19 protein-coding genes and 1 pseudogene are annotated in these 22211 nt (G+C 36.3%); all 20 read left to right on the top strand.

Translation table 11 applies throughout. The annotated features are described in order from the left end of the window. Nucleotides 1-139: 139 nt before the first annotated feature. Nucleotides 140-2107: a peptide ABC transporter substrate-binding protein gene (locus HMPREF2728_RS05180; protein ID WP_075227262.1), complete on the top strand. Its 1968-nt coding sequence runs from the start codon at nt 140-142 to the stop codon at nt 2105-2107. Nucleotides 2108-2265: 158 nt separating this feature from the next. Then, nucleotides 2266-4224: a peptide ABC transporter substrate-binding protein gene (locus HMPREF2728_RS05185; protein ID WP_075227263.1), complete on the top strand. Its 1959-nt coding sequence runs from the start codon at nt 2266-2268 to the stop codon at nt 4222-4224. 306 nt (nt 4225-4530) lie between these two features. Then, complete coding sequence (locus tag HMPREF2728_RS05190; protein WP_075227264.1) at nt 4531-5976, top strand: LCP family glycopolymer transferase CpsA; 1446 nt, start codon at nt 4531-4533, stop codon at nt 5974-5976. A gap of 1 nt (nt 5977) precedes the next feature. After that, nucleotides 5978-6709 (top strand): capsular polysaccharide biosynthesis protein Cps4B, encoded by a 732-nt coding sequence (gene cps4B, locus HMPREF2728_RS05195; RefSeq protein WP_049528871.1) that lies wholly within the window; start codon nt 5978-5980, stop codon nt 6707-6709. 8 nt (nt 6710-6717) lie between these two features. After that, nucleotides 6718-7410, top strand: a complete 693-nt coding sequence (locus HMPREF2728_RS05200) for a CspC family polysaccharide chain length determinant protein (RefSeq protein ID WP_075227265.1) — start codon at nt 6718-6720, stop codon at nt 7408-7410. A gap of 10 nt (nt 7411-7420) precedes the next feature. Next, nucleotides 7421-8110, top strand: coding sequence for a tyrosine-protein kinase (locus HMPREF2728_RS05205; protein WP_075227266.1), 690 nt, complete (start codon nt 7421-7423; stop codon nt 8108-8110). Between the two features lie 16 nt (nt 8111-8126). Further along, nucleotides 8127-9497 carry a sugar transferase gene (locus HMPREF2728_RS05210; protein ID WP_075227267.1) on the top strand — a complete coding sequence of 457 codons (1371 nt, stop codon included), beginning with the start codon at nt 8127-8129 and terminating at the stop codon, nt 9495-9497. A 37-nt stretch (nt 9498-9534) separates the two neighbouring features. Then, nucleotides 9535-10707 (top strand): beta 1-4 rhamnosyltransferase Cps2T, encoded by a 1173-nt coding sequence (gene cps2T / locus HMPREF2728_RS05215; RefSeq protein ID WP_075227268.1) that lies wholly within the window; start codon nt 9535-9537, stop codon nt 10705-10707. Nucleotides 10708-10712: 5 nt separating this feature from the next. Next, nucleotides 10713-11609 (top strand): LicD family protein, encoded by an 897-nt coding sequence (locus HMPREF2728_RS05220; protein ID WP_075227269.1) that lies wholly within the window; start codon nt 10713-10715, stop codon nt 11607-11609. Continuing rightward, nucleotides 11610-12329, top strand: a complete 720-nt coding sequence (locus tag HMPREF2728_RS05225) for an IspD/TarI family cytidylyltransferase (RefSeq protein ID WP_060805244.1) — start codon at nt 11610-11612, stop codon at nt 12327-12329. A 2-nt stretch (nt 12330-12331) separates the two neighbouring features. After that, nucleotides 12332-13384: an NAD-dependent epimerase/dehydratase family protein gene (locus HMPREF2728_RS05230; protein WP_075227270.1), complete on the top strand. Its 1053-nt coding sequence runs from the start codon at nt 12332-12334 to the stop codon at nt 13382-13384. 31 nt (nt 13385-13415) lie between these two features. After that, nucleotides 13416-14390 (top strand): capsular polysaccharide synthesis protein, encoded by a 975-nt coding sequence (locus HMPREF2728_RS05235; protein WP_075227271.1) that lies wholly within the window; start codon nt 13416-13418, stop codon nt 14388-14390. Beyond that, nucleotides 14383-15354: a DUF6625 family protein gene (locus tag HMPREF2728_RS05240; protein ID WP_075227272.1), complete on the top strand. Its 972-nt coding sequence runs from the start codon at nt 14383-14385 to the stop codon at nt 15352-15354. The genes HMPREF2728_RS05235 and HMPREF2728_RS05240 overlap by 8 nt, the downstream gene beginning before the upstream one ends. An 8-nt stretch (nt 15355-15362) precedes the next feature. Further along, nucleotides 15363-16544, top strand: coding sequence for a hypothetical protein (locus HMPREF2728_RS05245; protein ID WP_075227273.1), 1182 nt, complete (start codon nt 15363-15365; stop codon nt 16542-16544). Further along, complete coding sequence (locus HMPREF2728_RS05250) at nt 16541-17956, top strand: flippase (RefSeq protein WP_075227274.1); 1416 nt, start codon at nt 16541-16543, stop codon at nt 17954-17956. The genes HMPREF2728_RS05245 and HMPREF2728_RS05250 overlap by 4 nt, the downstream gene beginning before the upstream one ends. Before the next feature lie 25 nt (nt 17957-17981). Beyond that, nucleotides 17982-18416 (top strand): annotated as a pseudogene (locus tag HMPREF2728_RS05255) (UDP-galactopyranose mutase); the annotation flags it as partial. Nucleotides 18417-18473: 57 nt separating this feature from the next. Further along, nucleotides 18474-19343 carry a glucose-1-phosphate thymidylyltransferase RfbA gene (rfbA, locus tag HMPREF2728_RS05260; RefSeq protein WP_075227275.1) on the top strand — a complete coding sequence of 290 codons (870 nt, stop codon included), beginning with the start codon at nt 18474-18476 and terminating at the stop codon, nt 19341-19343. After that, entirely contained in the window at nt 19344-19937 is a 594-nt protein-coding gene (locus tag HMPREF2728_RS05265; protein WP_075227276.1) for a dTDP-4-dehydrorhamnose 3,5-epimerase family protein, read from the top strand. A 12-nt stretch (nt 19938-19949) separates the two neighbouring features. After that, entirely contained in the window at nt 19950-20999 is a 1050-nt protein-coding gene (rfbB, locus tag HMPREF2728_RS05270; RefSeq protein ID WP_075227277.1) for a dTDP-glucose 4,6-dehydratase, read from the top strand. 215 nt (nt 21000-21214) lie between these two features. Beyond that, complete coding sequence (gene rfbD, locus HMPREF2728_RS05275) at nt 21215-22069, top strand: dTDP-4-dehydrorhamnose reductase (protein WP_075227278.1); 855 nt, start codon at nt 21215-21217, stop codon at nt 22067-22069. Nucleotides 22070-22211: the final 142 nt, after the last annotated feature.

A 22211-nucleotide genomic window follows, 5' to 3' on the forward strand; every position in this document is an offset into this window, starting at 1 on the left:
GAGTTTTTTTCTAAAATAAGTGTAAAAACTTCTTTAATAAATATTAGTTTGAATTTTCTAAAAAAACACCTTGAAACCCTTGCTTTTATATAAAAATAGGGTATAATGGTGAAAAATAGTATTTTAAAGGAGAATACCGATGAAATCGAAAAAGTGGCTCGCAGTAGCAGGGATAACGATGAGCGCAGCTCTTCTTTTGGCAGCTTGTGGCAAGACTGAGAAAAAAGCAGATGCTCCAACAACATTTTCGTATGTATATGCCATTGATCCAACAACATTGGACTATAGCGTTACTAGTAAAAGTTCAACATCAGACGTCATTGCCAACTTGGTCGACGGACTCTTGGAAAATGACAAATATGGAAACTTGATTCCATCGCTTGCTGAAGACTGGTCTGTTTCACAGGACGGTTTGACCTACACTTACAAGCTACGTAAAGGTGTCAAATGGTATACTTCAGAAGGAGAAGAGTATGCTGAAGTCAAGGCCCAAGACTTTGTGACAGGTTTGAAGCATGCTGCAGATGGTAAATCAGATGGCCTAACTCTTATCCAAGATTCTATCAAAGGTTTGGCAGAGTATGTTAGCGGTGAAACAAATGACTTCTCAACAGTCGGTGTCAAAGCAGTTGACGATTATACAGTCGAGTATACCTTAAATAAACCAGAAAGCTTCTGGAATTCTAAGGTGACAACAGCGACTATGCTCCCTGTTAATGAAGAATTCCTAAATTCTCAAGGGAAAGATTACGGTGCGGCAGCGCCTTCAGGTATTCTCTACAATGGTCCATATATTTTGAAGAACTTCACTTCAAAATCAGTGATCGAGTACGAAAAGAACCCAAATTATTGGGACAAAGACAATGTTAAAATTGACCACGTCAAGCTTACCTTCTACGATGGTTCTGACCAAGAATCATTGATTCGTAGCTTTGCGTCAGGCTCATATACGACAGCTCGTCTTTTCCCAACTAGCTCAAGCTTTGATTCAACTAAGAAAGAATACGGCGATAAGATCGTTTATAGTCCGCAAGAAGCGACAAGCTATTACTTTACTTTCAACGTAAATCGTCAGTCTTACAATAAAACAGCTAAGACAGATGATGCCCAAAAAACTTCAACTAAAGAAGCACTTCTCAATAAAAACTTCCGTCAAGCCATCAACTTCGCTCTTGACCGTCATGCTTACTCTGCACAGATGAATGGCGAAGAAGGTGCAGACAAGATTATCCGTACCAGCCTTGTGCCTTATGACTATGTCCAAGTTGGTGAAAAGACCTTCGGTGAATTGGCTCAAGAACAATTGGTAACATACGGAGATCAATGGAAAGATGTTGCTTTGACAGATGGTAAGGATACTCTTTACAATCCAACAAAAGCAAAAGCTGCCTTTGAAAAAGCAAAATCAGAATTGCAAGCTAAAGGTGTAACCTTCCCAATCCATTTGGATATCCCAGTTGAACAAACTGATGTCATTGCTGTACAGCAAACCAACTCTCTCAAACAGTCTGTCGAAGCAGCACTTGGAAGTGAAAATGTTGTCATCGATGTACTTCAAATGACTGACAATGAGAAAATGAGCATTACATCTCAAGCCAAAGTTCCTTCTCAAAAAGACTATGACTTGAACGGAACTGGTTGGGGGCCAGACTATCAAGACCCAGCAACCTACCTCAATATCTTAGATGCTAAGAAAGGTTCTGCTCTTAAACACTTGGGTATAACAAAAGGTAAAGATCCAGAAGTTATGGCTCAAGTTGGACTTGATGAGTACAAGAAACTCTTGGATGATGCAGCATCAGAAACAAGCGATCTTAACAAACGCTATGAAAAATATGCCAAAGCACAAGCTTGGGTTTCAGATAGCTCACTTCTTATCCCTGTAGCTTCTTCAGGTGGTTCTCCGACAGTTAGTCGTACAGTACCATTCACAAAAGCTTACTCTCAAGTTGGTATCAAGGGAGATCCGTTTGTATTTAAAGGTTTAGAATTGCAAAATGATATTGTAACAGCTAAAGAATACGAAGAAGCTCTCAAGAAATGGCAAAAAGAGAAAATTGAAACAAATGCCAAATACCAAAAAGAACTAGCAAATCACGTTAAATAGTCTTTTGTAATGAATAAAGAAATCCTGTTTTGAAGCGGGATTTCTTTATTTTTTGATTTTCAATGAGAGGTCAAATCAGTATATAGCTTTACTTTTTGGACAAAATTTGTTAAAATATAGTCATGTTACAAAACCTAACATATAAGGAGAAATAAATCATGAGCATGAAAAAACGCTTACTAGGAGCAGGGTTGACACTTGCTGCTGCGGTCCTATTGACAGCATGTGGTCAGTCAGCATCAGATGGTAAAACATACTCGTCTACCTTTGGTGCAGATCCGACAACCTTCAACTATCTCTTGGACTACGCTGGTGATAATACTGCTGTTGTAACCAACTTGGTAGATGGTTTGCTTGAAAATGATAATTATGGAAACCTCATTCCTGCTCTTGCAGAAGATTGGAGTGTTTCTAAGGATGGTTTAACTTATACCTACAAACTTCGCCAAGATGCCAAGTGGTTTACAGCTGACGGTGAAGAATACGCTCCCCTTAAAGCACAAGACTTTGTAACTGGTATCAAGTACGCTGCTGACAACAAGGGACAAGCCTTGGACTTGATTCAGAACTCTATCAAGGGTTTGGGTGATTATGTAACAGGTGCAAATACTGACTTCTCAAATGTTGGTGTCAAAGCCTTAGATGACTATACTGTACAATATACCTTGACTCGTCCAGAACCATTCTGGAACTCAAAAACAACCAACAGTATCTTATTCCCTGTAAACGAAGAATTCCTTGCTTCTAAAGGTAAAGACTTCGGAACCCTGAAACCAGATAGCATTCTTTATAGCGGACCATATTTGTTAAAAGATTTTACATCTAAGTCTTCTATCGAATATGTGAAAAACCCACATTACTATGACCAAGAAAAAGTAACGATTGAAAAGGTAAAATTGGCCTACTTTGATGGTTCAGACCAAGATTTGACAATCCGTAATTTTGAAAGTGGTGCTTACTCATCTGCAGGTGTTTATCCAAATAGCTCAAACTTCGCTAAGACAAAGGAAAAATACAAGGACAATATCGTTTATAGCTTGCAAGATGCAACATCTTGGTACTATAACTTTAACGTCAACCGTGGTGCTTATAACCACACTGCAAAAATAAGCGATGCTCAAAAACAAGCAACTCAAGCTGCAGTTTTGAATAAAAACTTCCGTCAGGCAGTTAACTTTGCCATTGATCGTACAGCTTACTCAGCTCAATCAAACGGTGAAGAAGCAGCTAAGAACACTCTTCGTAACTCGCTTGTACCACCAACTTTCGTACAAGTTGGAGACAAGACTTTTGGTGAAACAGTTGCTTCCAAATTGGTCAACTATGGTACACAATGGTCAAATATGAATCTTGAAGATGCTCAAGACGGTTATTTCAATAAAGAAAAAGCACAAGCCAAGTTTGCAGAAGCTAAAAAAGAATTAGAATCCCAAGGTGTGAGCTTCCCAATTCATTTGGACTTGCCTGTAGACCAGGTTAACAAGACCTTGCTTTCTGGAACAAACTCAATTAAGCAATCAATTGAATCAACGCTCGGTTCTGAAAATGTAGTGGTTGATGTTATCCAATTGTCGACAGATGATTATACAAATGCAACAGTTCAAGCACCAACTCCTGCAGATCACGACTATGATTTGAATTTGGATGGATGGTCAGCTGACTACCAAGATCCTTCAACTTACCTCAATCCTTTCAATGCTGAAGATGGATTCTATCTCAAGATTTTGGGACTTGATCCAAGCAAGGATGCTGATAAGATTACAAGTATCGGATTGGACCAATATACTCAAAAATTAAAAACAGCAGATGCAGAAAATACAGACGTAGCTAAACGCTATGAAAACTACGCAGATGCACAAGCTTGGTTGATTGATAGTTCCCTTCTAATCCCAGTTGTGTCAAACGGTGGTGGTGCTTCAGTGACTCGTGTGACACCATTTACACGCGCTTACTCACTAGTTGGTATCAAAGGAACTGGAAGCAACTACAAATACATGAGATTACAGACAGATGTTGTTACAAGCTCTCAATTTGCTGAAGCGAAGGCTAAATGGGAACAAGAACGTAAAAATTCTGTCGAAAAGAGTCAAAAAGACTTTGAAAGTCACGTGAAATAAGTATAAAGAGTGATAGTAGAACAGAAATCGGTAAGCCCAAACTTGATCTCATAGTTTAAAAGATGAACAAAAAATCTTTAGCTACCGTGATAAAGTTTCATGATCAATAAACATAAAGGTCGGGATTTTTGCCCCGACCTTTTTAACATAGCAGCCTCTTTTAAGTAAAGTTTTAGCTATTTTATCATTGGAATTTACTATTCTTGTTTTTAAGGTAAATAAAAACGATTACCAAGTGTATGTCGATGGTATCCAGTACCACTTTGTGATATAATTAAAATAAAAAATACTTTGTAGAGGTGTAAGTTGAGTAGACATTCAAAAGAAAGAAAAACGAGCAAGATTCAACAAAGCATCAATATTATTTTGTTGTTTGTATATACCGTGCTTGCTTGTTTTTTGCTGTTTTTAATATTCAAATATCATATTTTAGCAATTAGCTATGCCAATATTCTTATAGCAATCGTGATGATCTTGCTTGCGCTAATAGCTTTATTTTTGATTCTAAAGAGAAAAGCTAAGATTTTCACCATGATTTTACTCTTGGTGTCGGTATTTGTCAGTTCCATTTCTTTGATTGGAGTTCATCAATTTATCAGCCTAGCAAATCAACTCAATGCGACATCTAACTATTCTAGTTACTCTATCAGTGTTGCAGTTTTGGCGGATAGCGAGATTGGAAATGTCTCGGAATTATCCAGTGTGACGGCTCCGACCAAAACAGATGCAGAAAATATTAAAAAACTGCTCGATGATATTAAGACAAGTCAGAGTAAAGACTTAACGGTTGAAGAGAGTGCTTCCTATCTTGCTGCTTATAAGAGTTTGCTGGCTGGAGAGACCAAGGCAATCGTTTTGAACAGTGTCTTTGAAAATCTGATTGAGCAAGAGTACCCAGATCATGCCAAAAAGATCAAGAAGATTTATACCAAAGAACTAACCAAGACTGTTGAGGCACCTAAAATTTCTCAAAACAAGGCTTTTAATATCTACATCAGTGGGATTGATACATACGGACCGATTAGCTCCGTTTCTCGTTCGGATGTCAATATCATCATGACTGTCAATCAAGAAACCAAGAAAATTCTTCTGACAACAACGCCTCGTGATGCCTATGTGCCCATAGCTGATGGCGGTAATAACCAAAATGATAAATTGACCCATGCAGGTATTTACGGCGTGGATGCTTCCATTCATACATTAGAAAATCTCTATGGAATTGATCTGAATTACTATGCACGACTCAACTTCACTTCCTTCTTGAAATTGATTGATCTCTTAGGTGGTGTCGATGTTTATAATGATCAAGACTTTACATCACTTCATGGGAACTATCACTTCCCTGTTGGGAATGTGCACCTAAACTCTGAGCAGGCTCTAGGTTTTGTTCGTGAACGTTATTCCTTAACTAATGGAGACGGTGACCGTGGACGTAATCAACAAAAAGTCATTGCTGCCATTATTCAAAAACTAACTTCGGCAGAAGCCTTGAAGAATTTTGATGGTATTATGCAAAGTCTGCAAGATTCTGTACAAACCAATATGCCTCCTGAAACCATGGTTAGCTTAGTAAATGCCCAACTAGCAAGTGGAGGGAAATATACTGTCATCACTCGAGATCTAAAGGGAACTGGTCGTATGGATCTTCCTTCCTATGCCATGCCTGACAGTAGCCTTTATATGCTAGAGGTCGATCCAAATAGCTTAGAGGCACTCAAAACAGAAATCAAAGATATCATGGAAGGAAAATAAGATGATTGATATCCATTCGCACATAGTTTTTGATGTAGACGATGGCCCAAAGGATAAGGCAGAGAGTATAGCCCTTCTAAAGGAAGCTTATGCTCAAGGAGTTCGCACCATCGTTTCGACTTCTCATCGTCGGAAAGGGATGTTTGAAACACCAGAGGAGGATATTGCAAGAAATTTTAAAGTTGTCAAGGAGTTGGCTAAAGAGATTGCTCCCGACTTAACCATTTTGTATGGAGCAGAGATTTATTACAGCAGTGATGCTTTAAAAAAATTAGAGAACCAACAGATTCCGCAACTAAATGGCACTCGCTATGCCTTGATAGAATTTAGCATGAATACCCCTTATCGTGAAATCCATAGCGCATTGACCAATGTTTTGATGTTGGGAATAACCCCTGTTATTGCCCATATAGAACGTTATGATGCTTTGGAAAATAATGAAAAAAGGGTGCACGACCTCATCAACATGGGATGTTATACACAGGTCAACAGTTCGAGTATCCTCAAACCAAAACTGTTTGGTGATACCTATAAATTCATGAAAAAGCGTGCTCGCTATTTCTTAGAGAGGGACTTGGTTCATATAGTTGCTAGTGATATGCATAATCTAGAGGGTCGTCCACCTTATATGCGAGAGGCTTATGAGATAGTGAGCAAAAAATATGGCCAAGAAAAGGCTAGGGAACTCTTTGTGGAAAATCCTGAAAAAGTCATTAAAGATCAAATAATATAGGAGTTAAAATGAAAGAACAAGAAACTATTGAAATCAACGTTATTCAGTTGTTAAAGGCACTATGGGCAAAGAAGCTACTAATTCTCCTTGTAGCTATCGTAGCAGGAGCTGTTTCCTTTGCATATAGTAGTTTTGTAGTCAAACCTGAGTATAGAAGTACAACGCGAATCTATGTGGTCAATCGAAATCAAAACGATAAAGCAGGACTAACAAATCAGGACTTACAAGCAGGGGCCTACTTGGTCAAGGACTATCGTGAAATCATTCTATCTCAAGATGTCCTAGAGAAAGTAGTTGCTGATCTTGGCTTGAACGTTAATGCAAAAGCATTGGCTAAAAAGGTTCAAGTAACGGTCCCTGCAGATACACGTATCGTATCTATTTCAGTTAGTGATCATAAACCTGACGAAGCTAGTCGTATTGCAAATGCACTGCGAGACGTTGCAGCACAAAAAATTATCGCAGTTACTCGAGTTTCGGACGTAACGACTCTGGAGGAGGCCCGTCCAGCTACTGGTCCTTCATCACCAAATATCCGTCGTAATACTTTAATGGGAATCGGTGCTGGTGCAGGCTTGGTGATTGTCGTGGTTCTATTAGTTGAACTATTAGATGATCGTGTGAAACGTCCAGAAGATATCGAAGACGTTATGAAAATCTCACTCCTTGGAGTCATTCCAGACCTGGATAAATTAAAGTAAGGGAGAATATATGGTAAAGTTAGAATTAGCACAACAAAAACTGAACTCTGTAAAAAAGGCGGAAGAGTATTACAATGCTTTACGTACAAATATACAACTGAGTGGAAATAACTTAAAGGTTATTGCAGTTACATCGGTCGATCCGAGTGAAGGAAAATCTACAACTTCTACAAATATCGCTTGGGCTTTTGCGCGTGCAGGCTACAAAACGCTATTGATTGATGCCGACATCCGAAATTCAGTCATGTCTGGAGTATTTAAGTCAAGAGAAAAAATCACTGGTTTGACAGATTATCTAGCTGGGACTCAGGATTTGTCACATGGTCTCTGTGAAACAGACGTTGAAAATTTATTTGTAGTTCAATCAGGAGCAGTTTCACCGAATCCAACAGCTCTCTTACAAAGCGCCAACTTTGAAAAAATGATTGAGACTTTACGCAAATATTTTGATTATATCATAGTTGATACTGCACCTATAGGGGTTGTAATTGATGCAGCCATTATTGTACAAAAATGTGATGCATCCATTTTAGTTACTGAAGCTGGTGTGGCAAAACGAAGAGAAGTGCAAAAAGCCAAAAGTCAGTTAGAACACACTGGGAAACCATTTTTGGGTGTGATTTTGAATAAATTCGACATTCAACGTGAAAAATATGGTTCTTATGGTGGCTATGGCAATTATGGGGAAAAAATAAAATGAAGTTAGGGAGTCCAGTATGGAAGGAAGGGGTTTCTACAATGTAACTCTGGCATTCTTACAGAGTATACTTGTTAGTGTATTAGCTTATATACTGATTGCAATTTCAGAAACTGATATTGTTCCAAATACAGTATTCGTCTTATTTTTTCTTCACTTTGCAGCCTTCTACATTAGTGATTATGGTAAAGATTTTTTCAAACGAGGCCAGTATGTTGAGTTAGTAGAAACGATCAAATACGTCCTCTTTTATGCCTTGTTGATTAGTTTTTCAAGTTTCTTCCTAAAAGAAAAATTTGTGATTTCTAGACGAGGAATGCTCTATTTGCTTTCCTTGTATGGTGTTTTGAATTATCTACTTAGTTTCTTTGTGAAGCGTTATTGGAAAACCATTAATCATAATTTGAAGAGCAGTCGTAATATTTTGTTGATCATAGCGACATCACGTACTGAAAAAGTGTTGGACCGTTTGTTGACCGCTAACGATGTTCAAGGGAAACTGGTTGCAGTCAGTGTTTTAGACATGCCAGACTTTACTCATGAAAAGGTGACGGTTGTTCCGAGGGAACAGTTGATCTCTTATGCAACGCATGAGGTAGTGGATGAAGTCTTTGTCAATCTTCCAAGTGAAGACTATGACATTGGAGCTATTATTTCTCAGTTTGAAACCATGGGAATCGCTGTCACAGTCAATCTCAATGCTTTTGATAAAAACTTAGGCCGTGATAAACAAATTCATGAGATGGCGGGTTTGAACGTAGTGACATTTTCTACAAATTTTTACAATCCGAGCCATGTGATTGCTAAACGCATCCTTGACATTTGTGGTGCTATCGTTGGGGTGATCCTTTGTGGAATTGCTAGTCTATTTCTAGTTCCCATGATTCGTAAAGATGGCGGACCTGCAATCTTTTCACAAACTCGTGTCGGAAAAAATGGTCGTCACTTTACCTTTTATAAATTCCGCTCGATGCGAGTCGATGCAGAAGCTATCAAGGAACAGTTGATGGATCAAAATATCATGCAAGGTGGGATGTTTAAGATTGATAACGATCCTCGAGTGACTAAGATCGGACAATTTATCCGAAAAACTAGCCTGGATGAATTACCACAATTTTGGAATGTTTTAATTGGAGACATGAGTCTAGTCGGTACACGCCCACCAACTGTAGATGAGTACGAAAAATACACACCTGAGCAAAAACGTCGTCTAAGCTTTAAACCTGGTATTACAGGTTTGTGGCAAATTAGTGGTCGAAGTGAAATTACAAACTTTGATGAAGTCGTGAAACTGGACGTAGCTTATATCGATGATTGGACCATCTGGAAAGATTTTGAAATATTGCTAAAAACTGTAAAAGTTGTATTGATGAGAGATGGAGCGAAGTAAGTCTCGTTGCTCTCCCTGTCTATAAATTAGGAGTAACATGAAAAAAACTGTCTATATCGTAGGGTCAAAAGGGATTCCTGCTAAGTATGGGGGATTTGAAACTTTTGTTGAAAAATTAACAGCCTTTCAACAAGATAAGGATATCCAATATTATGTGGCTTGTATGCGTGAAAACTCTGCAAAGTCAGGGATTACTGAGGATGTTTTTGAACATAACGGTGCTATCTGTTATAACGTCGATGTACCTAATATTGGTCCAGCGCGAGCTATAGCCTATGACATTGCTGCAATTAACAAAGCAATTGAAATTGCCAAAGAAAATAAGGATGAAGCTCCTATCTTCTATATTTTAGCTTGTCGCATTGGACCTTTTATCCATGGAATCAAGAAAAAAATTCAAGCAATAGGTGGGACTCTTTTGGTTAATCCGGATGGTCATGAGTGGTTGCGTGCTAAGTGGAGCGCCCCTATTCGTCGCTACTGGAAAATTTCTGAAAGTCTAATGGTTAAACATGCAGATCTTTTAGTGTGTGATAGTAAGAATATTGAAAAATATATTCAAGAAGATTATAAACAGTATCAACCTAAGACAACCTATATCGCTTATGGGACAGATACAACACGCTCTACATTAAAAAGTAGTGATGAAAAAGTACGTACTTGGTTCAAAGAGAAGAATGTTTCTGAAAACGACTATTACCTAGTTGTAGGACGTTTTGTTCCAGAGAATAACTATGAGGCTATGATACGTGGGTTTTTGGCGTCTAACTCTAAGAAGGACTTCGTCCTAATCACAAATGTAGAACAGAATAAATTTTATAATCAGCTATTAGCAAGTACTGGATTTGATAAAGATCCACGAGTGAAATTTGTTGGAACAGTCTACGACCAAGAACTTCTGAAATATATTCGAGAAAACGCCTTTGCTTACTTCCATGGACATGAAGTTGGAGGAACAAATCCTTCGCTACTTGAAGCTTTGGAGTCAACAAAGTTGAACCTACTACTCGATGTTGGTTTTAACCGCGAAGTTGGGGAGCAAAGTGCGATCTATTGGAAAAAAGACGAACTATCACAAGTGATTGAGGAAGTTGAACAATTTGATGGAAAAATGATTGATGAGTTAGATAGACAATCAAATCAGAGAATTGCGGATGCTTTCACTTGGGAAAAGATTGTCACAGACTACGAGAAATTATTTAAAGGTTAGAGTTAATGGCAGTAAAATTAAAATATGATAAGTCAGATATTATATTTTTAGATGATGACGGATTGAAAAAATACCAATCAGAATTGTTGAAAATGATATCAGATGTGTTTACTTTTTTTGATGAAAATGGGATAGCGTATTCTTTAAGTGGAGGTAGCATTTTAGGGGCAATCCGTCATAAAGGGTTTATCCCTTGGGATGATGATGTTGATATCAATATTCCGAGGGAAAGTTACGATAAACTATTTTCTCTATTTGAGTCAGATAATAGTCTTAGTCGCAAATATTATCTTCAATCACCAAAAAGTCATCCAGAGTTGGGACTTCATGTTTCTCAAATTAGAAAAAAAGGAACAGTTGCTCGTAGGAAATATGATCATTCGGCTGAGGAGTGCGGTATTTCTATAGATCTTTACATTGTAGAAAATGTATACAATAATCCAGTGAAACGATTCTTTCAAGGTTATACAAGTATGTTTTTAACTTTTGCCTTGGCTTCTGTACGAGAAACAAAGAATCATGCCCTGATGAAAGAAATGTTTAGACTGGAAGGTAGAAAACTAAATTATTCAGCTGGAAAGTTAATGGTTGGTTGGTTTTTTGGAATAATTCCAATTGAAAAGTGGTTGAATTGGCTTGATAAATGTAATTCAAGCTGTAAGGATTCACATACAAAATATGTATCTATACCTACAGGAAGAAAACACTTTAGACGCGAGACTTACTTGCGAGAGAATATGAATGTTTATAAAAAGGTTCCTTTTGAAACTTTGATGGTGAATGTTCCTGTTTGGTCAGAAGAGTATCTAGAAATGTTTTACGGTAAAGATTATATGGTCGTTCCTCCTGTTGATAAGAGGGAGCAACATTTGTTTTTAGAGTTGAGTTACGGAGAAGAATAAATGAAAGTAGCAATATTGACTGCTTCAGGTATCGGGAGCAGGATTGGTCAAGATATCCCTAAACAATTTATTCATGTTGAAAATAAGCCAGTCATTATCTATACCCTTGAAAAATTTCAAAATCATCCAGAAATTGATGAAATTTGTATTGTCATTTTAAAAGGGTGGGAGCAGATGGTTAAGGCTTATGCAGAACAATTTGGAATTACAAAGTTAAAGATGATAACTTTGGGAGGGAAGTCTGGTCAAGAATCAATTTATAACGGTCTTAGAGCAGTTAAGAAAGCTCATCCCAATGAGGATGTGACTGTATTAATTCATGACGGGAATCGTCCTTTAGTGAGCAATGATATTATTAGCAACGCTTTAGCAACATACCAACAGTTTGGAAATGCTGTTGCAGCAATACCAACGACTGAGGTAGTATTTGTTTTAGAAAACCCACAATCAACTTCGTCCACAGAAGCATTGAATCGTGACTTATTGAGACGAACACAAACTCCTCATGTTTACCATCTTGATAATATTCTATCGCTTCATGAAAAAGCATTAGAAAATGGGATAACCGATGTTGCAGCATCATGCCAACTCATGCAACTATTCGGAGAAAAGAGTTATTTCTCTCTTGGATCAGAGAAAAACTTGAAAATTACGACTGTAGAAGATCTCGATATTTTTAAAGCTTTATTAAGTTCAACTCGAGATAAGTGGATTAAATAGTAATGACATTATTATTAAATAAAATATATAGACAAGATGTAGAATCTTCTCTAGAAACAATCGTCAATATTAATGACTTGAATGGCAAGTCAATTTTAATTACTGGAGCTTCTGGTTTGATTGGTTCAAGTGTCATTGACCAGTTATTATTGCTAAATGAAATAAGGAATTTTAACATTAAAATTTTTTGTTGTGGAAGAAAGTTTGAATCATTAGAAAAACGATTTGGTAGACAAACAGAGTATTTACACTTTGTGTTCTATGATGCGACTGAAGTACCTCACTTTGATTTTGCAGTGGACTACATTATTCATGCTGCTAGTCCTGCTAGTCCTGAATTGTATGTTAATCAGCCTGTAGAAACAATGGCTAGTAATTTTTTGGGCATGTATAATCTCCTGGAATACGCCAAAAATGCTAAAGTTTCAAATCTAGTTTATATCTCATCTAGTGAAGTTTATGGAATTAGCACTAGTAATAATCCTTTGGACGAAAATTATATTGGAACTGTTGATCATCTTAGCGTACGGTCTTCTTATGCCAGTTCAAAAAGAGCTACTGAAACACTTTGTGCTAGTTTTGCATCCGAGTATGGAATCAAAATAATGATAGTAAGGCCCGGGCATATCTATGGTCCTAGTGCCAAGGACTCTGATAATCGTGTATCATCATTTTTTATGACAGAAGCGATTGCTGGGCGTGATATTGTCATGAAAAGTGCAGGTAGTCAGTTAAGATCCTATTGTTATAGTTTGGATTGTGCCAGTGCTATTATAAGTGTTCTCCTTTCGGGTGAGTCAGGGCAAGCTTATAATGTTTCCAATCCAAATTCAATTATTACTATAAAACAGATGGCTGAAATAATTTCTCGAGTTGGCAATGTGAAACTCACCATGGCTGTTCCTAGCAATCAAGATATTAAGCAGACTAATCCTATGCAGAATGCTAGTCTTAGGAGTGATAAGCTAGAAGGTTTAGGATGGCAAGGATTATTTTCTGCTGAAAAAGGTATAGGAAATACATTCCAAATTTTGAAAGTATTAAGAAGCAATTAGATAGATTATTCTTTTAGTAACGGAGTTTAAAATGGATGGTAAATTAGGTTCTTTTTTAAAGTTATTAAAAAAAGTAGACGGTTTAAAGATTTTAAAACAGTATTTTAAGTCTAGGGTACTATTTTTTGCTATTTTCCAAATACTATCTCAAGGTCTTTCAAAAAAGTCTTTAGAAATTGTTCGTAATTCAGTAGATAATAAAATATTAGCTAAATTGAGGAAAAAATACCTTCCCTATATAGTTGAAAGTAAAGATAGAATTTTACGGGAATCGGCTGAACGTCAATCTTCTAATAAGGTGTGGATTTTGTGGTTGCAAGGGATGAACAATGCTCCTGAAATCGTAAAGTTATGTTATAATTCTGTGGTTCGAAATCTCCCTGATAAAGAGGTAGTTCTTTTAACAGAAGATACTTATAGAAATTATGTCATCTTTCCAAATCATGTTCAACAGAAGATTGATAAAGGAGTTATTTCTAAAACACACTTGTCTGATTTGTTGAGATTAGAACTGCTAACATTGCATGGAGGTATTTGGATTGATGCAACTGTCTTTATATCTTCCAATAAAATCCCTGATTATATGTTGTTTTCTGAATTATTTTTATTTCAAAAATTAAAACCGGGGTTAGATGGAAATCCTAAGAGAATTTCAAGCTGGTATATTTGTGCGAAGTCTAATCATCCAATACTTGTTCTTACCAAGGAGTTGTTGTATCAATATTGGTTGGAACACAATTATATGATGGACTATTTTTTAATGCATGATTTTATGGAATTATCAATTGAGACATATCCACAAGAATGGAATAAAGTGATTCCGTTTTCTAGTTCTCCTTCCCATATACTGCTATTAAGATTATTTGAAACATTTGATAAGAGGATGCTAGAATATGTTTATCAACAAGTTTCTATACATAAACTAACTTATAAATATGATACTGATATCTGTTATACTGAAACCTACTTGAATAAAATACTAAGTGAAGGTGAGATTGATGCATAAAAAGTTAGCTCTAATAATAGCGTATTTTGGTGAATTACCTGAATACTCTAAAATTTTTTTCCATTCTTTAAATTATAATCCTGAGATTGATTTGTTTTTAGTGACGGATCAATGTGTAAATATAAACATGGATAATTTAATTGTTATAAAAAAAACGTTCTCTGAATTTAAAAATGATATTCAAAATTTATTTGATTTCAAAATTGTTTTAGATACTCCTTATAAATTATGTGATTACAAGCCTATATATGGAATGCTTTTTAAAGATATTTTATCTGAATATCCATTTTGGGGATATTGTGATTTAGATATGGTGCTGGGAGATGTGTTTTCGTTTTTACCTGAGAATATATTGGATAATTACAGCAAAATATATGAATATGGTCATTTAACTATTTATAAAAATGACCCTGAAAATAATCGACGTTTCATGTCTGAAGTTGGAATGAATTACCAAGACGTTTTTACAACTAAAGTTATTAAAGTATTTGATGAGACAGAAGGAATTCAGAGAAAATATGAATTAATGGGAATTCCTACATATATACCAAGAGATTGTGCTGATATAAATCCCTGGAAGTATCAGTTAAAAAGAGTAGAAACAGGTATCTCCAAAGAAAAATTAAATTCATTTAATCATAAGGAGCAGTTGTTTTTCTGGGAAAATGGTAAGATTTTTAGAGGATTTATCAACCCGTATACACATAAAATAGAGTACGATTCTTTCAATTATCTTCATTTTCAAAAAAGAGAAATGAAGATAACCTTTCCTTTTAATTCTAGTATAAAAGCGTTTTTTATTACTAATCATGGGATTATAGAGAAGAAGCAGGGTTTTAATATTAAAAAAGAAGATTTTAAAAAATATAACAACTATAACTTAATAAGAGAAATATCAAAAGATTTACAACGATATTATTTCATCTGGAAAAGGCGATTGTTAAAATATATATTTAGGAGATAACTTCAATAATGAAAATTTCAATTACAAAATTATATATATGGATATTGACAACAATGTATATATTAATGTGGATTCCGGGTGTTCCGATATTTAATTATGTAGATGAACTATTAACTTTGATAATACTTCCATATGTGATTATGAATTTTAGAGCTCTTCTACAAAAAAGTAGATTAGTAATTATAGGTGCAATTGGTTTTTTATTAATTGGATTAGTATCAACATACCTTTCAGAGCTTAGCCGCCCTTTGATAGCTATAGTATCGGATTTTTTCACATTTATTAAGTTTCCCATTACCTATTTATATTTTAGATATTTATTTACAAAACAAAATTCAACTTATTTTTTGAATATTTTATATATTCTTAGTAAGTTTGTTGTGGTTATTGCTTTTATTTGCTGTTTATTAAATTATAGTTTTGAACTAGGCATGACCTATGATATCCGCTTTGGAATAGGGAGTTTTCAGTTTATATATAATAACCCAGGATTTTTTCTAGCATTGATGGTTGCTTGTTATTCACTTATAAATTACTCTAATAATTCAGGTGATCTTAAATATAAAATTTTAGCTATTTTAAATATGATTGCAACTCTACGATCAGTAGCTTTTGGAGTTATTGCCTTACTTCTAGTTTTGAGTGTATTTATAGGCAGAAATTTAAGATTGTATCACCTATTTATATTGATTCCGTCTATTATTTTTGTAGGTAATGGAGCTATAAGTACATATTTCGGGGATTTGGAAACACCTAGAAAACTTTTATTCCAGGGAGGTATAAAGGTTTTTCAGAAATTTTTCCCATTAGGGGCGGGTTTTGCTTCATATGGGAGTAACGCTGCTTATATGTATTACTCTCCCTTGTATTTTCAATTTGGTTTTCATCATATTTGGGGGCTTAATTTAGAATATGGGAATATAGCTAATGATAACTTTTGGCCGATGATTTTTGCACAATTTGGTTTTATTGGCTCTATATTTTATATATTGATGATGATGGCTATTATGAAGGATTTATTCATTAAATCTATGTATAAAAATCAAGTGGTATCTTTATCTTTAATTATAGGTTATTTGTTAATTTCCTCAGTTGGTGCAAATATAATTACTGGTGTGTTAGGTGTAAGTATGATATGTGTATATGCCTCAATGGCTCATGTTTTAGATGATGTAGAGGTAAGCTATTGAAATTATTAAAAAACTACATATATAATTTAGTTTATCAAATAGTAGCTATTATTTTACCATTGGTGACCATTCCATATGCTTCTAGGGTCTTAGGTGCAGAAATGATTGGAATTAATTCATATACAAATACAATTATTTCTTACTTTGTTCTGATTGCAAATGTTGGGTTAACTACTTATGGAAATAGAACGATTTCGTATACTAGAGATTCTGTTTTAAAAAGAAGTCAAAAATTCTGGGAAATCTTTGTCATAAAAATTATTATGGCTTTGTTTTCATTGGCGCTGTTTTTTACCTTTACATGTATTTATAGAGAATATACTACTTTCTTATATATACAGTCTATTCAAATCCTTGCAACAGCAATAGATATTTCTTGGTTTTTTACAGGAATGGAAGATTTTAAAAGAACAGTTACTAGAAATATATTGACAAAGATATTATCTGCAATTTGTATCATTGCATTTGTTAAAAGTAGGGAAGATTTATGGTTATATATATTAATTTTAGTTCTTTCGACTTTTTTAGGGAATTTAACTTTATGGACATATGTTTTTGATGCGATTGAAGTAATTAATTTTAAAAGCTTGCAACTTAAAGAGCATATTAAACCTGTATTTGTATTATTTATACCTCAATTAGCAACAACTCTTTTTCTCACGTTAAACAAATTATTATTAGGAAACTTATCAACGTTATCTCAATCTGGCTATTTTGATAGCGCAGATAAAGTGATACGAATTTTACTGACATTTATCACAGCTATTGGGACAGTAATTTTTCCAAGACTGGCAAATAGCTTTAATAGAGGAGAAAAAAGAAATGTCGAAGAATTATTAAAACTATCTTTTGGTGCTGTTAATATTATTGCTTTCCCAATGATTGTTGGTATTATGGTAATCGGAAGGCCGTTTTCAATTCTTTTTTTTGGAAGTGAATTTGAAGGAATTGAAATTGTTTTGGGGATACTATCAATAGAATTGATTTTTATGGGCTGGTCATCAGTCTTGGGTAACCAATTTTTAGTAGCTATTAATAAGACGAAGGGCTTAACTGTTTCAGTTTTTATTGCTTCATTGATCTTGCTCATATCCTCTTTCATATTGATTCCGATGTTAGGAGCTTCTGGAGCTTCAATTTCATCAGTTATAGGAGAGGCGACAATAGCTTTGGTGCAGTTATATTATGTTTCAAAACATACTAGATTATGTTTATTATTTAGTGATATTTCTAAAATTTTAGTTTCTAGTCTCATAATGGGAACGACTTGTTTGGTAATTGGGAGTTATTTTTATGATGGTATTATGAAACTCTGTGTTCAAGGAACAGTTGGATTAATGGTATATTGTATAGTGATTTGGTATAGCAGGACTGAAATTGTAAATACTATACTTAAAAAAATAAAGAGATAGTAGTGAAAAATCTGTAGAGATTTTTACTGCAAATAAAGTAGTCCTCACAGGAATGATTGACCAGTACTTTGATTACAAACATGGTGAGTTGGAGTATCGCAGTCTTCGTTTTGAACATGAAGTCTTGGATGAGGAAAACCATCAAGGAAATGCAGTGGTTAACTACACAGAGCATGAGATTCCTTATACTCGTATCATTGAGCATAAGCACTTCGAGTATGGTACACAACCGAAGACAGTCATTACTCGCGAATACCCAGCAGATTGGAAACGTGGGGATGAGCCATACTATCCGATTAATGACGACAAAAATAATGCTATATTTGCTAAGTATCAAGAAGAAGCAGCTAAAAATGACAAGGCCATCTTCTATGGACGTCTAGCAGACTATAAATGCTATAATATGCATATTTTTATTGAACGAGCACTTAGTGTAGTAACGGATGAGTTTGGTTACTAAGACACACATTTTTTAACAATTTAATTTTTGTAGAACAGCAAAGAAAGGTACCCTACTATGAAAGGTATTATTCTCGCGGGTGGTTCGGGGACACGTTTATATCCGTTGACTCGAGCTGCATCAAAACAACTGATGCCGGTTTATGATAAACCGATGATTTACTATCCACTTTCAACATTGATGTTGGCTGGGATTAGGGATATTTTGATTATCTCAACTCCTCAAGATTTGCCTCGTTTCAGAGAGCTTCTTCAAGATGGCTCTGAGTTCGGGATTCAACTGTCTTATGCGGAGCAACCGAGTCCAGACGGTTTGGCCCAAGCCTTTATCATTGGGGAAGAGTTTATTGGCGATGACAGCGTTGCTCTGATTTTAGGTGACAATATCTATCATGGCCCTGGCCTTTCGAAGATGCTACAAAAGGCAGCAAGCAAGGAGTCAGGAGCGACTGTCTTTGGCTATCATGTGAAGGACCCAGAACGTTTTGGTGTTGTTGAGTTTGATGAAGACATGAACGCCATTTCTATCGAAGAAAAGCCAGAACATCCTCGTTCAAATTATGCAGTTACAGGCCTCTATTTCTATGATAATGATGTAGTAGAAATTGCCAAAAATATAAAACCAAGCCCTCGTGGGGAATTGGAAATTACAGATGTAAACAAGGCTTACCTAAATCGCGGAGATTTATCCGTTGAGGTCATGGGACGTGGCTTTGCTTGGTTGGATACTGGTACTCATGAAAGTTTGCTAGAGGCTTCACAGTACATCGAAACAGTCCAACGGATGCAAAATGTTCAGGTGGCAAACTTGGAAGAAATTGCTTACCGTATGGGCTATATCAGTCGAGAAGATGTGTTGGCCTTAGCTCAACCGCTTAAGAAAAATGAATACGGGCAGTATCTGCTCCGTTTGATTGGAGAAGCATAGATGACAGATAATTTTTTCGGTAAGACGCTTGCAGCACGCAAGGTTGATGCAATTCCAGGTATGTTGGAGTTTGATATCCCCGTTCATGGTGATAATCGTGGCTGGTTTAAAGAAAATTTCCAAAAGGAAAAAATGCTCCCACTTGGTTTCCCAGAGTCTTTCTTTGCAGAAGGAAAATTGCAAAACAATGTATCTTTCTCACGCAAAAATGTCCTACGTGGTCTCCATGCAGAGCCTTGGGATAAGTACATCTCTGTAGCAGATGGTGGGAAAGTTCTGGGCTCTTGGGTTGATCTACGTGAGGGCGAAACCTTTGGGAATACTTATCAGACGGTTATTGATGCTAGCAAGGGAATTTTTGTTCCTCGAGGCGTGGCCAATGGCTTTCAAGTTCTATCAGATACAGTTTCTTACAGTTATCTGGTCAATGATTACTGGGCTCTTGAACTCAAACCCAAGTATGCCTTTGTGAACTACGCTGATCCAAGTCTTGGCATTGAATGGGAAAATCTTGCAGAAGCAGAAGTTTCAGAAGCAGATAAAAATCATCCACTACTTAAGGATGTAAAACCTTTGAAAAAAGAGGATTTGTAAAAAGGAAAGAATATGACTGAATACAAAAAAATCATCGTGACAGGAGGAGCTGGTTTTATCGGTTCTAACTTTGTCCATTATGTTTACAAGAATTTTCCTGATGTTCACGTGACAGTCCTAGATAAGTTGACTTATGCTGGAAACCGCGCTAATATTGAGGAAATTTTAGGTGATCGTGTTGAGTTAGTTGTTGGTGACATTGCTGATGCAGAGTTGGTAGACAAGTTGGCAGCTCAAGCCGATGCTATCGTTCACTATGCCGCGGAAAGTCACAATGACAATTCACTCAATGATCCATCACCATTTATCCATACCAACTTCATCGGAACCTATACTCTTTTGGAAGCGGCTCGCAAATATGATATTCGTTTCCACCATGTGTCTACAGACGAAGTTTATGGTGATCTTCCTCTACGTGAGGATTTGCCAGGTCATGGTGAAGGACCAGGTGAGAAATTTACTGCTGAAACCAAATACAATCCAAGCTCTCCTTACTCATCAACTAAGGCAGCTTCAGACTTGATTGTCAAAGCTTGGGTACGATCATTCGGCGTCAAGGCGACGATTTCCAACTGTTCAAATAACTACGGTCCTTATCAACACATTGAAAAATTTATCCCACGTCAGATTACCAACATCCTAAGTGGCATTAAGCCAAAACTGTATGGTGAAGGTAAGAACGTTCGTGACTGGATTCATACCAATGACCATTCTTCAGGTGTTTGGACAATCTTGACAAAAGGGCAAATCGGTGAAACCTACTTGATTGGTGCTGATGGTGAAAAGAACAATAAGGAAGTTTTGGAACTAATCCTTAAGGAAATGGGACAACCTGCCGATGCCTATGATCATGTGACTGACCGTGCAGGACATGACCTTCGTTATGCGATTGACGCAAGCAAGCTCCGTGATGAGTTGGGCTGGAAACCAGAATTTACTAACTTTGAACAGGGGCTCAAAGACACCATTCAATGGTACAAAGATAACCAAGACTGGTGGCAGGGAGAAAAAGAAGCTGTTGAAGCCAACTACGCTAAGACACAAGAGGTTCTTGAAAAATAAAAGGCGGTGGGACAGAAATCGATAGACAAAATCTCAATTTCCTAGTCCCAGCCCCTCGAAGATGATTAGGAGTTTTTGAAGTCTAAAAGTCAAACAAAAAGTCCAATTAGCTACCGCGTCAAAGTTTGATTGCTAATAAAAAGTGAGGTAGGGATTTTTTGTCCCAACCTCTATTGCTATACCGAAGAATTGTGAATCAGTTGAAAGGAAGAAAAATGATTTTAATTACAGGGGCAAATGGCCAATTAGGAACGGAACTTCGTTATTTGTTGGATGAGCGTAATGAAGAATACGTTGCGGTTGATGTGGCTGAGATGGATATTACCGATGCAGAGATGGTGGAGAAAGTTTTTGAAGAGGTGAAACCGACTTTAGTATATCACTGTGCGGCCTACACCGCTGTTGATGCAGCAGAGGATGAAGGGAAAGAATTGGACTTTGCCATCAATGTGACAGGGACAGAAAATGTCGCAAAAGCATCCGAAAAGCATGGTGCAACTCTAGTCTACATCTCTACCGATTATGTATTTGACGGTAAGAAACCAGTTGGACAAGAGTGGGAAGTGGATGACAAACCAGATCCTCAAACTGAATATGGTCGTACTAAGCGTATGGGAGAGGAGCTTGTAGAAAAACACGTTTCAAACTTCTATATTATCCGTACTGCTTGGGTTTTTGGAAATTACGGCAAAAACTTTGTCTTCACGATGCAAAATCTTGCTAAAACTCATAAGACCTTGACAGTTGTAAATAATCAACATGGTCGACCAACCTGGACGCGTACCTTGGCTGAGTTCATGACTTTCCTAGCTGAAAATCGCAAGGAATTTGGTTATTACCATTTGTCAAATGATGCGACAGAAGACACAACGTGGTATGACTTTGCGGTTGAAATTTTGAAGGATACAGATGTCGAAGTCAAGCCAGTAGACTCAAGTCAATTTCCTGCCAAAGCTAAACGTCCACTAAACTCAACAATGAGTTTGGCTAAAGCTAAAGCTACTGGATTTGTCATCCCAACTTGGCAAGATGCCTTGAAAGAATTTTACAAACAAGACCTTAAAAAATAGCCTTACTGGAAGCCGAAATGTATACAGAAAGAGAGAGAAGAGAGATTCTCTTTCTTTTTTTGTTTACTCGTATATGCAATCGTCGGATAATTATAAAAATTCAAGAAAAAGCTTGTTTAAATGTTAGAAAATTCGAGCACGA

Origin of the sequence: Streptococcus sp. HMSC061D10 (assembly GCF_001808865.1) — a bacterium.
GTDB lineage: Bacteria > Bacillota > Bacilli > Lactobacillales > Streptococcaceae > Streptococcus.

What these genes read in the sequence shown, in the direction of transcription:
- HMPREF2728_RS05180 (WP_075227262.1), top strand. Translation starts at nt 140, where the DNA reads ATGAAATCGAAAAAGTGGCTCGCAGTAGCAGGGATAACGATGAGCGCA.
- HMPREF2728_RS05185 (WP_075227263.1), top strand. Translation starts at nt 2,266, where the DNA reads ATGAGCATGAAAAAACGCTTACTAGGAGCAGGGTTGACACTTGCTGCT.
- cps4B (WP_049528871.1), top strand. Translation starts at nt 5,978, where the DNA reads ATGATTGATATCCATTCGCACATAGTTTTTGATGTAGACGATGGCCCA.
- HMPREF2728_RS05200 (WP_075227265.1), top strand. Translation starts at nt 6,718, where the DNA reads ATGAAAGAACAAGAAACTATTGAAATCAACGTTATTCAGTTGTTAAAG.
- HMPREF2728_RS05205 (WP_075227266.1), top strand. Translation starts at nt 7,421, where the DNA reads ATGGTAAAGTTAGAATTAGCACAACAAAAACTGAACTCTGTAAAAAAG.
- HMPREF2728_RS05210 (WP_075227267.1), top strand. Translation starts at nt 8,127, where the DNA reads ATGGAAGGAAGGGGTTTCTACAATGTAACTCTGGCATTCTTACAGAGT.
- cps2T (WP_075227268.1), top strand. Translation starts at nt 9,535, where the DNA reads ATGAAAAAAACTGTCTATATCGTAGGGTCAAAAGGGATTCCTGCTAAG.
- HMPREF2728_RS05220 (WP_075227269.1), top strand. Translation starts at nt 10,713, where the DNA reads ATGGCAGTAAAATTAAAATATGATAAGTCAGATATTATATTTTTAGAT.
- HMPREF2728_RS05225 (WP_060805244.1), top strand. Translation starts at nt 11,610, where the DNA reads ATGAAAGTAGCAATATTGACTGCTTCAGGTATCGGGAGCAGGATTGGT.
- HMPREF2728_RS05230 (WP_075227270.1), top strand. Translation starts at nt 12,332, where the DNA reads ATGACATTATTATTAAATAAAATATATAGACAAGATGTAGAATCTTCT.
- HMPREF2728_RS05235 (WP_075227271.1), top strand. Translation starts at nt 13,416, where the DNA reads ATGGATGGTAAATTAGGTTCTTTTTTAAAGTTATTAAAAAAAGTAGAC.
- HMPREF2728_RS05240 (WP_075227272.1), top strand. Translation starts at nt 14,383, where the DNA reads ATGCATAAAAAGTTAGCTCTAATAATAGCGTATTTTGGTGAATTACCT.
- HMPREF2728_RS05245 (WP_075227273.1), top strand. Translation starts at nt 15,363, where the DNA reads ATGAAAATTTCAATTACAAAATTATATATATGGATATTGACAACAATG.
- rfbA (WP_075227275.1), top strand. Translation starts at nt 18,474, where the DNA reads ATGAAAGGTATTATTCTCGCGGGTGGTTCGGGGACACGTTTATATCCG.
- HMPREF2728_RS05265 (WP_075227276.1), top strand. Translation starts at nt 19,344, where the DNA reads ATGACAGATAATTTTTTCGGTAAGACGCTTGCAGCACGCAAGGTTGAT.
- rfbB (WP_075227277.1), top strand. Translation starts at nt 19,950, where the DNA reads ATGACTGAATACAAAAAAATCATCGTGACAGGAGGAGCTGGTTTTATC.
- rfbD (WP_075227278.1), top strand. Translation starts at nt 21,215, where the DNA reads ATGATTTTAATTACAGGGGCAAATGGCCAATTAGGAACGGAACTTCGT.